The 12,536-nt window shown below is 48.4% G+C and carries 11 protein-coding genes; 7 read left to right on the forward strand and 4 right to left on the reverse strand.

All coding sequences use genetic code 11. From position 1 onward, the window contains the following. Positions 1-184 precede the first annotated feature (184 nt). Entirely contained in the window at positions 185-406 is a 222-nt protein-coding gene (locus ACR9Y8_RS22965; protein ID WP_012794455.1) for a DUF2795 domain-containing protein, read from the reverse strand. A gap of 149 nt (positions 407-555) precedes the next feature. Here ACR9Y8_RS22965 and ACR9Y8_RS22970 point away from each other — a divergent pair, with 149 nt between their 5' ends. Continuing rightward, a complete protein-coding gene (locus tag ACR9Y8_RS22970) occupies positions 556-1,167 on the forward strand; it encodes an ABC transporter ATP-binding protein (protein WP_481215593.1) in 612 nt (203 codons plus the stop codon). Here ACR9Y8_RS22970 and ACR9Y8_RS22975 read toward each other — a convergent pair. From ACR9Y8_RS22975 to gatC, 3 genes are read right to left on the reverse strand one after another with little or no spacing between them, the layout of a single operon-like run. Continuing rightward, entirely contained in the window at positions 1,164-1,724 is a 561-nt protein-coding gene (locus tag ACR9Y8_RS22975) for a cob(I)yrinic acid a,c-diamide adenosyltransferase (RefSeq protein WP_481215594.1), read from the reverse strand. The two genes, ACR9Y8_RS22970 and ACR9Y8_RS22975, sit on opposite strands and share 4 nt — an antisense overlap. 10 nt (positions 1,725-1,734) lie before the next feature. After that, on the reverse strand, positions 1,735-2,457 hold the full coding sequence (locus tag ACR9Y8_RS22980; RefSeq protein ID WP_481215595.1) for an ABC transporter ATP-binding protein: 723 nt from the start codon (positions 2,455-2,457) through the stop codon (positions 1,735-1,737). 9 nt (positions 2,458-2,466) lie between these two features. Beyond that, positions 2,467-2,757, reverse strand: coding sequence for an Asp-tRNA(Asn)/Glu-tRNA(Gln) amidotransferase subunit GatC (gene gatC / locus ACR9Y8_RS22985; protein WP_481215596.1), 291 nt, complete (start codon positions 2,755-2,757; stop codon positions 2,467-2,469). 98 nt (positions 2,758-2,855) lie between these two features. Between gatC and trpS the strand changes: the two genes are divergently transcribed. The 6 genes from trpS to ACR9Y8_RS23015 all read left to right on the forward strand — a co-directional run bounded on the left by trpS (position 2,856) and on the right by ACR9Y8_RS23015 (position 12,534). Then, positions 2,856-3,863 carry a tryptophan--tRNA ligase gene (trpS, locus tag ACR9Y8_RS22990; protein ID WP_481215597.1) on the forward strand — a complete coding sequence of 336 codons (1,008 nt, stop codon included), beginning with the start codon at positions 2,856-2,858 and terminating at the stop codon, positions 3,861-3,863. 110 nt (positions 3,864-3,973) lie between these two features. Next, complete coding sequence (locus ACR9Y8_RS22995) at positions 3,974-4,609, forward strand: deoxynucleoside kinase (protein ID WP_481215598.1); 636 nt, start codon at positions 3,974-3,976, stop codon at positions 4,607-4,609. Positions 4,610-4,754: 145 nt separating this feature from the next. Further along, a complete protein-coding gene (locus ACR9Y8_RS23000) occupies positions 4,755-5,582 on the forward strand; it encodes a hypothetical protein (protein WP_481215599.1) in 828 nt (275 codons plus the stop codon). A gap of 204 nt (positions 5,583-5,786) precedes the next feature. Beyond that, positions 5,787-7,619, forward strand: a complete 1,833-nt coding sequence (locus ACR9Y8_RS23005; RefSeq protein ID WP_481215600.1) for a ComEA family DNA-binding protein — start codon at positions 5,787-5,789, stop codon at positions 7,617-7,619. Between the two features lie 218 nt (positions 7,620-7,837). Next, positions 7,838-11,065, forward strand: a complete 3,228-nt coding sequence (locus ACR9Y8_RS23010) for a SusC/RagA family TonB-linked outer membrane protein (RefSeq protein WP_481215601.1) — start codon at positions 7,838-7,840, stop codon at positions 11,063-11,065. A gap of 14 nt (positions 11,066-11,079) precedes the next feature. Further along, positions 11,080-12,534, forward strand: a complete 1,455-nt coding sequence (locus ACR9Y8_RS23015) for a SusD/RagB family nutrient-binding outer membrane lipoprotein (RefSeq protein ID WP_481215602.1) — start codon at positions 11,080-11,082, stop codon at positions 12,532-12,534. Positions 12,535-12,536: the final 2 nt, after the last annotated feature.

Genomic DNA, 12,536 nt, shown 5'->3' on the forward strand with positions numbered 1-12,536 from the left:
CAGTTGTTAGTTGTCAGTTATCAGTGTTTATAGCGGAAAGTCTTCGTTGATCACTGTCAACTGTCAACTGGTAACCGAAAACTAATAAATAAATAGCCGTCCCGTTCAGCAAGCGGGGCGGCTTAATTTTTTTCGTTGGATAGGAGGACGACTGAGGGGCCAACAAGGTGAATGGGTTCTCTATCTAATATTCATCCTCATTAAAGAAGAAGTCATCCTGGGATGGGTAGTCGGACCAGATGTCCTCTATTCCTTCGTAAATTTCACCCTCATCTTCCAATTCCTGTAAATTTTCAATCACTTCTATTGGTGCACCGGAACGGATGGCATAATCTATCAGCTCGTCTTTCGTAGCTGGCCACGGAGCATCCTCCAGGTATGAAGCTAATTCTAATGTCCAGTACATGTTATTAAAATTTTTACTTTCTTTAAATTTTCGCAAAAGTATTATTTAATTTGAAATAAACAACTATTACTATTTTAAAGGTTAATTACTTTTCTTTGAGTATGTTAGTTGCTCGCAATCTTACCAAAAATTATTCCAACTTACCCGTTTTGAAAGGGGTAGATGTTTCCGTTAGCAAGGGGGAGATCGTGACCATCGTAGGTTCTTCCGGGGCGGGGAAAAGTACCCTGCTGCACCTGTTGGGAACCCTGGATACCCCGTCTTCAGGGGAGGTATGGCTGGGCGACACCAATCTTACTGCACTGAAAGGTAATGCCCTGGCCGATTTCAGGAACCGTCACATCGGGTTTATATTCCAATTTCACCACTTATTACCGGAGTTTACGGCATTTGAGAATGTTTGTATCCCCGGGTATATAGCCGGCACTCCCAATGCGAAAGTGCAGAAAAGGGCCCAGGAACTGCTGGAAACTTTGGGATTAAAAGACCGTGCAGGGCATAAGCCGAACCAGTTATCAGGGGGAGAACAGCAGCGGGTAGCGGTAGCGCGGGCCCTGATCAATAACCCGGATATAGTGATGGCGGACGAGCCGACGGGGAATCTGGATTCGAAGAATGCGAGGGAACTGCACCAGTTGTTTTTGGAGTTACGGGATCAGATGAACCAGACGTTCATAATAGTGACGCATAACGAGGAGCTGGCGCCTTTAAGCGACAGGCAATTGGTAATGAAGGATGGGAAAATTATCAGCGGGTCTTAAACTCTTGGTTTCCAGGTGATCTCCGGCACTCCCAGCCGGTGACCTATCCAGCGGGCCAGTACAAACAGGTAATCGCTAAGCCGGTTTATATATTGTAGCACCAGGGGCTCTACTGCCAGGCCTTCTTCCTGCATACCCACGCATAAACGTTCTGCACGCCTGCATACACAGCGGGCAATATGACAGGTAGATACTGCCACATGTCCTCCCGGCAAGATAAACGATTTCATTTCGGGCAATTCTCCGTTCATTTTATCCATGCTGGTTTCCAGGAGTGTTACATCTTCCGGGTGAAGGTCAGGGATGCTTATTTTCGTCTCTTTTTCAGGATCGCAGGCAAGAGAGGAGCCGATGGTGAAAAGCCTGTCCTGGATCTCTTTCAGCAGGCTATTGGCGGTTTCGTCGGAGATATGATCATTCACCAGCCCTATATAAGAATTCAATTCATCCACAGTACCGTAGGCCTCTATACGTATATGGCTTTTAGGCACTTTGGTGCCGCCTATCAGGGCTGTTTTACCCTTATCGCCGGTTTTGGTGTAGATCTTGAATGCCATTGTTGCTGTTTTACATTTTCTGCTGCGCTGCCGCCAGGTGTCTTTCGTTCAAACGGTCGGTTTCAATGAGGCCGTCCCGTAAGCGAACGATGCGCAGGGCATGGTCTGCAATGTCTTCTTCGTGGGTAACCAGTACAACGGTATTACCGGAAGCATGGATGGCCCCGAATATTTCCATGATCTCTACGGAGGTTTTGGTATCCAGGTTACCGGTAGGCTCATCGGCCAGGATCATAGAGGGATCGTTCACCAGGGCGCGGGCAATGGCCACACGCTGACACTGTCCACCCGACAGCTCGTTGGGCTTATGTTTATAGCGGTCTCCCAACCCTACCTTTTTCAGCATTTCCACTGCTTTCTCCTCCCGGTCCTTTTTGGAAATGCCTGCATAGATCAGCGGCACGGCCACATTTTCCAGGGCGGTAAGGCGGGGCATCAGGTTAAACTGCTGAAACACAAAGCCAATTTCCTTATTTCGTACGTGCGCTAACTGGTTGTCTTCCATCTGGCTCACATCGTGCCCGTTCAGGATATATTTTCCGCTGGTAGGGCTATCCAGGCAACCCAGCATATTCATGAGCGTGGATTTACCGGAACCGGAAGGTCCCATCAGGGCCACATACTCATTCTTGAAGATGTCGAGGGAGATGCCTTTCAATACCGGTAGTTCATTACGGCCGATAAAGTAGCTTTTGCGGATGTTTTCCAAATGGATGACTGAGGATGGGCGCATAGTACAGAATTATTTCTTGATAACTTTCGGCACTTTAAAATACTGGTCATTGGCAGAAGGGGCGTTTTGCAACGCTGCTTCCCGGGTAACAGAAGGAATGACCTTATCCTCACGGAATACGTTATAGTTTTCTGTCAGGAACAGCAGGGGCTTAACATGGGTAGTATCCAGCTCATTCAGCTTCTCCACAAAAGTGATCATCCGCTGCAGATCCTGCTGGATACCAGCCTTTTCTGCTTCGCTGAAATCAAGCCTGGCAAGGTCTGCCAGCTGTTGTACCAATGCGTCATTTACTTCCATGATCAAATTAAATAAAAAGATATTAAAATATTACTGTTAAATATGACAGTTCCTCAAAATTAGGGATAAATGGGGATTTATTATCTTTGCACCCCATTATGGCAACAGGAAAAGAAATAGTAGTAAGCGGCATACGCTCTACAGGATTTTTACATTTAGGCAATTACTTTGGCGCTATCCGCAATTACATCCGGATGCAGGAAGATTTTAACTGCTACTTTTTTGTGGCAGACTGGCATTCGCTGACTACCCACCCGGACCCTAAAGACCTGCGGGGCAATGTGTTCCGCGTACTGGCAGAGAACATTGCTTCCGGCCTGGACCCCGAAAAAGTGGCCCTGTATGCGCAGAGCGACGTACCTGAGATTGCCGAGCTGTACCTGTTGCTCAACATGCTGGCCTATAAGGGCGAGCTGGAAAAAGTGCCTACTTTCAAGGATAAGGTGCGCCTGCAACCTCAGAACGTGAATGCCGGGCTGCTGACTTACCCGGTGCTCATGAGCGCTGATATCCTGATCCACCGGGCTGTAAAAGTACCGGTAGGGAAAGACCAGGAGCAGCACCTGGAAATGGCGCGCAACTTTGCCCAGCGTTTTAATGCCCGTTACGGCGAGCTTTTCCCCGAACCGGTGGCCTTTAACTTTGGCGACAACCTGATCAGGATCCCCAGCCTGGACGGTACCGGAAAAATGAGCAAGAGTGAAAATGAAATGGCTACCCTGTACCTGGCCGATACCGATGAAATGATCCGCAAAAAAGTTATGAAGGCCAAAACAGACAGCGGCCCTGCCGAGCCGGGCGCCCCCATGCCTGAAACCATTGCCAACCTGTTCCTGTTAATGCAACAGGTATCTTCGCCGGACGTGACTGACAGCTTCAGGAAAGACTATGAAAATCAGTCTATCCGTTACGGGGATATGAAAAAGCAGCTGGCAGAAGATATGGTTAATTTTATAGCCCCCATCCGTGAAAAAGCAAAGGAGCTGCAGGAGGATCAGGCCTACCTGAACCGCATCATGAAAACCGGCGCTGAAAAGGCGCGTGCAAGTGCGGCACAAACTTTGCAAGCAGCAAGAAAGTTGATAGGGATCGCGTATTACGGGTGACCACCGCCGTAAGTGAAGAAATAGGTTTTGAAAACGCAATTTATTGCGTAAATTATCCTTTTGTATAGCACTTACTGAAGCATAGGACTTTTACTTACCACAATAAAAGCATGGCAAAACAGAACAAGATTAAGCACATCGCAATTGCGGGTAACATTGGTGCGGGTAAAACCACCCTGACCGAATTACTGGCCAAGCATTACAAATGGGTACCCCAGTTTGAAGATGTGGAACACAATCCCTACCTGAACGATTTCTATGAAGATATGCCCCGCTGGTCATTCAACCTCCAGGTATACTTCCTCCACGGCCGTTTAAAACAGCTGCTGGAGATCCAGAACGGAAAAGATACCGTTATCCAGGACCGCACCATCTACGAGGATGCGCACATTTTTGCGCCTAACCTGTATGAAATGGGACTGATGACCAAAAGGGACTTCGACAACTATTTCAATTTCTTTGAAACCCTGAAGTCTATGGTAAAACCTCCGGACCTGCTCATCTACCTCCATGCCTCTGTGCCCACCCTGGTAGCGCAGATCCAGAAACGCGGCAGGGAATATGAAGAGAACATCCGGCTGGACTACCTGAAAAGACTGAACGAATACTACAATAACTGGATAGAGAAATACAAGGAAGGCCCCCTGCTGGTAATAGATATCGACAAGAACAAATTCCCCGATAGCGAAGAAGACCTGGGTGAGATCATTTCTAAAATTGATTCCCAGCTGTATGGCTTGTTCTAAAAGAAAAATAAAAAGTAAAAAAGAAAAACTGAAGTAAGCCCCAAGATTTTAATTTTTACCTTTTTACTTTTTACTTAGTTTCGCCCCCTCTCTCTGTTGCAAGCTTTCTCCCTCAAAGACATATTGTTACCAACCAACCATTATAATGATAAGGATCATTTCAACCCTTGTTTGTGCCATTATTGCATCCATGTTGTATGCCCAGCCTGTTTGGTTGCCCACAGGCCCTTTACCATCAGGTGGGGCTTACAGCTCGCAATTTCAGCATGTGTTTACGGCCATGCATAACCAGGCTGCCCTGGCGCAGTTACCCGCACTCACGGCAGGCGCCTATACGGAGCGCCGTTTTATGTTAAAGGCGCTCAGCACTTACGCGTTGGCGTTATCAGTGCCTGTTCCACCAGGCGCGTTCGGGCTGAACTTTGCACGTTTCGGTTCTTCCATCTTCTATCAGCAAAAGCTGGGCCTGGGCTATGGCCGTTCACTGGGCGATAAGGTGAGCATCGGTCTGCAGGCTGATTACCTCGCTGTTTCCATGCAGCAATACGGTAGCGCAGCTACGCTTACTTTTGAAGCGGGATGCCTCCTGCACATCACACCGCAGCTGCATGCAGGCTTTCATGTGTTTAACCCGCCGGCCCGGCAGCTGGATAAGTCGGGCGGGGAAGAGATTCCCGTAGTATATACCGCAGGTGCAGGATATGAAGTATCATCGTCTTTCCTGTTAAGTGTAGAAGTGATCAGGGAAACAGCCCGCGCTTTCACTACACGCCTGATGAGTGAATACCGGGTGATGCCTCAGCTATCATTGCAGTTAGGGCTGTCTGCGGATCCGCAGCTGAGCGGCGCAGGCGCCAGCTTTTCATGGGAAGGATTACGCATCCATCTTTATGGTAATTATCATCCGCAGCTGGGAATCACGCCCGCTACGGCTATTGTCTGGCAATTAAAGCAACGCGAAACATTGCCATGACACATCACCTTGTAATATTAACAGGCGGCCTCTTACTGGCCGCCTGCAAGCCGGCTCTGCGCGCAGGATTCATCATTTCTTTCAGCAGCTGCAGAAGAACAGCTGGAGCATAACGTCAATGCCGCAGCAGATGATACGCACTGGCAGCAGCTGAATACCTACTCCCGCAGAAAGCTTTCACTGAATACAGCGGATGCGGCGGCATTGCGCTCACTGGGATTGTTAACACCGCTGCAGATCAATAACCTGCTCACGTATCGCAGTTTGTTAGGGCCATTGGCCAGTATTTATGAACTGCAGGCGGTGCCCGGTTTTGATACGGCTTTGATATATCGCCTGCTGCCTTATGTAAGCGTTGGGAATGCATTCCAGCCATCGTATACATTGCACGATTATTTGCACAACGGTGAGCATGTGCTGTTGTTACGTTACCAACGTCAGCTGGAACTTGCACGTGGCTATCAACGCACAGATACTTCATCGCCTCATTATGCAGGCACACCGGATCAGCTGCTGCTGCGCTACCGATATAGCTTTCCGCGTTATGCCAGCTGGGGTATTACCATGGAAAAAGATGCAGGTGAACAGTTCTTTAAAGGTGCGCAACGACAAGGCTTTGATTTTTACAGTGCTCATTTTTTTCTGCAGGATTATAAAAAGATCAAAGCCTTGGTTGTGGGAGATTTCACGGTGAATATGGGACAAGGCCTCATCCACTGGCAATCACCAGCTTTCGGTAAAAGCGCCATGGTGATGCAGATCAAGCGCGAAGGAGAGGTGTTACGTCCCTACGTGTCTGCAGAGGAATCCCTGTTCTGCAGAGGGGCTGGTATAACACTGCAGCAGGGATGTTGGCAGCTAACAGGTTTTGCATCTTTGCGCCAGCTGGATGGCAGCACAGGCAACGAAGATTCACTGGAGTATGTGAACGCAATGGTAACAGGCGGTTATCACCGCACTACTGCGGAAGCAGCTAAGAAAGGTGTTCTGCAACAGATCTCTGCAGGAGGTAATATTGTATTTGATAACGGCAACTGGCGTATAGGTTTAAACGTTATACAGCATCTTTTTTCATCTTCTTTCAAAAAGGGAGATAAGCCTTACCAATTGTTTGCGTTGGATGGAGATCATTTCTTCAACCTTAGCGTGGACTACAGCGGCAATTGGAAACAAGTTCATTGTTTCGGAGAAACGGCTGTAGATGCAGATGGTAACATAGCTGCGGTGAATGGCATACTGGCCAGCCTGGCGCCTCGTGTGGATGTGGCTTTTTTATACCGGCATTACAGCCGTGCTTACTGTTCTTTGTATGGCAATGCTTTTGGCAATAATGCACGCCCGCAGAATGAAAGCGGATGGTATACGGCTTTGTCGCTGCGCATAACGCCGCGCATCAGGTGGGAGGGATATGCAGACCTGTTCACCTTTCCCTGGTTGAGATACAGGGTGCATGCGCCTTCCGCAGGAAGGGAATTGCAGATGGCGCTTACTTATACACCGGATAAGCAGACAGAAGTTTTTATTCGTTATAAATATACCAACGGTGTAGAGAACGGTTCATCTGAGATCAGTTATATACCGCCACTTATTCCTGTAGTTAAACATGGATGGCGCTGGCAGGTAGGTATGCCATTAGGCTTGCAATGGAAGCTACGCAGCAGGTTGGAGCTCATCCGTTATGCAAAAGCAGGAGTGCAACAACAGGGCTGGTTATGTTATCACGAGCTGCAATACCGCTTTGTTGATTATCCCTTCAATGTATCCGCCCGTATTACCTGGTTTGGTACAGGCGGCAGCGGTAGTACGGTATATGCGATGGAGAGCGGAATGGGAGCAGGGTATAGTGTACAACAATTCAACGGTGAAGGCTGGCAGTATAATATGAGCCTTAAATGGAAGCTCAGAAAGCGTATGTCTGTCTGGCTGCGATGGAACCGCATATCGTATCGGAATACGGATAGTATTGGCAGCGGCTGGGATGCTATAGACGGATCCCGGAAAAGTACTATTCAGTTGCAGCTGCAACTATTGCTTTAGCAAGGAAGCGGACAGGGCAAAAAGGTTAAGTGTAAAATTAACACAGCACCAACTTTCCTAGTTAACGGATTGATGTTACAACAAATATGAATTACAAATTAAAATATCCTTAACGATTTGTTAATTTTTTCTTGGATCGAAGCAGAATTTTTCTCTAAATTGTGGCCCGTGTCAACTAAGAATTGACCCGTGTCAACCAAAATCTAAATCGTTAATAAATGAAGAAGACGTTACTCTTTTTCACCATGCTTATGGTGATTGTAACCCTGGCCTTCGCACAACAGCGCCAGGTTACAGGTAAGGTAACAGGAGGCGATGGAGCTCCTATACCATTTGCCACTGTACAAATTAAAGGGACAACTACAGGTACTACCACCGACCAAAACGGAAATTTCAAATTAAATGTTACTGGCGACAACCCGGTGTTAACCGTTAGAAGTGTAGGCTTCACAAATAAAGATGTGACCGTAGGCGCTTCTGGCAGTGTTAACGTAGTGCTGGAAACCAGCAATGAAAGCCTGCAGGAAGTTGTAGTAACAGCTTTGGGGGTTCAGAGAAAGAAAAACGAATTGCCATATTCTGCACAGACTGTGGTAGGAGAAGACGTGGTGAAAGTGAGGGAATCCAACCTTTCCAACGCGCTCTCCGGTAAAGTATCCGGTTTGGAGATCCGCCGCAACAACAGCATTGGCGGTTCAACCAACGTAGTACTGCGTGGTAACAAATCCCTCTCAGGTAACAACCAGGCATTGTTCGTAGTAGACGGAGTGCCCATCGATAACTCCAATACCAACAGTGCCGATCAACGTTCCGGCCGCTTAGGTTACGACTACGGTAACGCTGCTGCCGACATCAACCCGGATGACATAGAATCACTCAACGTACTGAAAGGCGCTGCGGCTACAGCATTGTATGGTTCCCGCGCTGCCAATGGTGTGATCATGATCACCACCAAAAAAGGCAGAAGAGGCCTGGGTGTAACGGTGAACTCCGGCGTAACCATCGGTAAAGTAGATAAAAGCACTTTCGCTAAATACCAGAAAGGATACGGCGGCGGTTATGGCGCTTACTACGGTCCTAACGAAGATGATTACTTCAACTACGAAGATATAAACGGCGACGGCACGCCTGACCGCGTGGTGCCCACCACCGAAGATGCTTCCTACGGTGGCGCTTTCGATCCGAACTTAAATGTGTATGGCTGGTACTCCTTCGATCCGGGCAACCCTTACTTCGGTAAGGCCAGACCCTGGACCGCAGCAGTCAATGATCCTTCCAAATTCTTCCAGACAGCTGTTTCCACTGTGAACAGTGTAATGGTAGATGGTGGTGGAGACCAGGGTTATTTCAAACTGGGTTACACCAAGAACATTGATAAAGGCCTGATGCCGAACAGTGAGATCAAGAAAGACCAGATCAATTTCGGCGCTTCCTATAACATCACGTCCAAATTAACAGCAAGCGGCTCTATCAACGCTACTCTGCTGAACGGTCTTGGCCGTTACGGTACCGGTTACGACTCCAAAAACCTGATGACCAACTTCAGGCAATGGTGGGAAACCAACGTAGACGTGAAAGAGCAGAAAGATGCTTATTTCAGGAACAAGACCAATGCTACCTGGAACCAATCCGGTATCGGCGCTACCAATCCTATTTACTGGGATAACCCGTACTGGACCCGCTACGAAAACTATGAAAATGACAAAAGGACCCGCTACTTCGGCAACATAATGCTGAACTATAAAATAGCTGATTGGGTAGATGTAATGGGCCGCGTATCACTGGATACTTACAATGAACTGCAGGAAGAAAGGATCGCCATGACAAGTATCGATCCTTCCGAATATCAAAGGTTTGAGCGCTCCTTCAGCGAGTATAACTACGACCTGATGGTGAACTTCCACAAGAAGCTCAGCGACAACTTCAACCTGAATGGCCTCATAGGCGGCAACGTAAGAAGGACCAGCATTCAGTCTATACGTGCCAAAACCAATGGCGGCCTGCTGATCCCGCGCCTGTATGCGCTGCTCAACACCGCTAACCCGATGGAAGCGCCTGAAGAAATCGCTACCACTGAAGAAGTGGACGGTATCTTCGCCAGCGCCAACCTGGGTTATAAAGACTTCCTCTTCCTGGATGTAACCGGCAGAAGAGACAGATCATCTACTCTGCCTTTAGGCAATAACACTTACTACTATCCATCTGTATCCCTGGGCTTCCTGTTCTCCAAACTGGTAACAAATGCGCCCTGGTTATCTCACGGTAAAGTAAGGGCCAACTATGCAGAAGTAGGCGCGCCTGCTCCTGTACTGTATACAGTGGATTATTATGATGTGCCTACTGGTATCGATGGTACCCCGCTGGCATCTATCAACAACACCAAATACAATCCCAACCTGAAGCCGGAGCGTACCAAGAGCTGGGAAACCGGTCTGGAAGCTGCCTTCCTGAACAACCGTGTAGGCTTCGACCTGACTTACTATAACACCCGCTCACTGGACCAGATCGTAGCGCTGCCTGTATCAAGGGCTACCGGTTACGACTATAAGGTGGTGAATGCTGGTGAGATCCAGAACAAAGGTGTGGAAGTATCTGTTTTTGCTACTCCGGTTAAAACGCCTGACTTCTCCTGGACCGTTAACCTGAACTGGTCAAGAAACAGGAACAAAGTAAAATCACTGCCCGAAGGTATCCAGAACCTGCAGTTGAACCCTTCTACCATGCAGGGTAGTATTACCATCAACGCTGCACTGAATGAGCCTTATGGCACCATCAGGGGCTCCAACTATGTGTTTGACCAGAATGGTAATAAGCTGATCAGCAACAGCGGCTCCGATAGCGGCCACTATCTGATCTCTCCCACTTCCAACGAGATCATTGGTAATGTGAACCCCGACTGGATCGGCGGTATCACCAATACCCTGAAGTATAAAGACCTGAGCCTGAGCTTCCTGATAGATATGCGCAAAGGCGGCGACGTATTCTCACTGGATATGTACTACGGTCTGGCTACCGGCGTGCTGCCCGAAACAGCAGGCAACAACGACCTGGGTAAACCGATCAGGAACAGCCTTGAGCAGGGTGGTGGTGTTATCCTGCCCGGCACGAAAGTAGACGGCAAACCAAATGATATCCGTGTCCCCTCTGAATACGGCCTGTTTGGTTATGTATACAACCCGGGCGCTGCCTTTGTATACGACGCCAGCTTCGTAAAACTGAGAGAAGTATCCCTGACCTATTCTTTGCCAAGAAGCGTTATTTCAAGGATCAACCCGATCAAAGGTGTTGACTTCTCCCTGATAGGAAGGAACCTGTGGATCATCCATAAAAATCTGCCCTATGCAGATCCTGAAGAAGGTATGAGCTCCGGTAACGTACAAGGTTACCAGGCGGGCGCTTATCCTACTGCCAGGACTTTTGGATTTAATTGTAAAGTGAGATTCTAAAAAATCTATCAATCATGAAGAAGCTTAAGTTATCATCTATATTTCTTTCCTCAGTCTTACTGGCTGCATCCTGCACCAAGGACCTGACGAACCTTAACAACAATCCGAAAAAGCCACTCGCAGTGGAGGCGTCTAACTTGTTTGCCAATGCTGAATTAAGCATCACAGACCTGATGACCAACACCGATGTGAACATCAATATCTTTCGCCTGATCACCCAGCAGTGGACACAAACCACTTATACGGATGAAAGCCGCTATGATCTCAGCACCCGCAACATTCCGCAGAACTGGTGGCATACGGCATACCGCGACGTATTGAAAGATCTTTCAGAAGCGCAAAAGCTGGTTACAGCAAATGCGACGCTGGATGCCGCTACAAAGAAGAATCAGCTGGCCCAGATCGAGATCGTAACGATATATACTTACGCAGTACTGGTAAATACTTTCGGAGATATTCCTTACGGCCAGGCACTGGATATCGATAACCTGTCTCCCCAATATGAAAAGGCAGAAACCATCTACCTGAACCTGCTTGACAGGCTGGATGCTGCTATCGGCAATCTGGATCCTGCTGCCCAGGGTTTCGCTGCCAGCGAAAGGTTATATGAAGCCCGTCCTTTAACGCCCGGCACCATTGCATCCTGGCAGAAGTTCGCCAACTCTCTGAAAATGAGATTGGGCATGATCATCGCCGATGTGAATAATGCAAGAGCGAAGAAGGCCGTAGAAGAGGGATCTGCAAAAGCTTTTACATCTGCTGCAGATGACGCTATCTACGCTTATTCTACTATTCCGCCGAACACTAACCCGCTGTGGGTTGACCTGGTACAGAGCGGCCGCCTGGATTTTGTAGGCGCAAAAACGCTCGTTGATACCATGAACGGCCTGAGCGATCCGAGAAGGCCCTTCTATTTCAACCAGGCTCCCGGCGGTGGCTTTAAAGGCGGTACTCCCGGCGCCAGCAATAGCTATTCTTCATTTTCCAACGCTGGTGAACTGCTGCGCAGAAAAGATTTCTCCGCTGTATGGATAGACTATACAGAAGTGGAATTCTTACGCGCCGAAGCAATAGAAAGAGGATATGCTGTTGGCGGAACCGCTGCACAGCACTATAACAATGCCGTTACCGCTTCTATCGTATCATGGGGTGGTACCGCCGATCAGGCAGCCGCTTACCTGGCCCAACCTGCAGTAGCGTATACCAATGCAGGTCCCGGCGGCTGGAAAGGCAAGATCGGCGTACAGAAATGGATGGCCCTCTACAACCGTGGTTTTGAAGCGTGGACAGAGTGGAGAAGGCTGGATTACCCGCAACTGAAGCCTGCTTCACGCGCGCAATCTGCTATTCCGCTGCGTTACACTTACCCTGTGAGTGAGCAGAACCTGAACAAGAACAATTATGATAAAGCTGCAGCCAGCATTGGTGGCGATGTGGTGACTACAAAGATGTTCTGGGATAAATTCTAAGA

The organism is Chitinophaga sp. SVR4-12A (assembly GCF_056754765.1).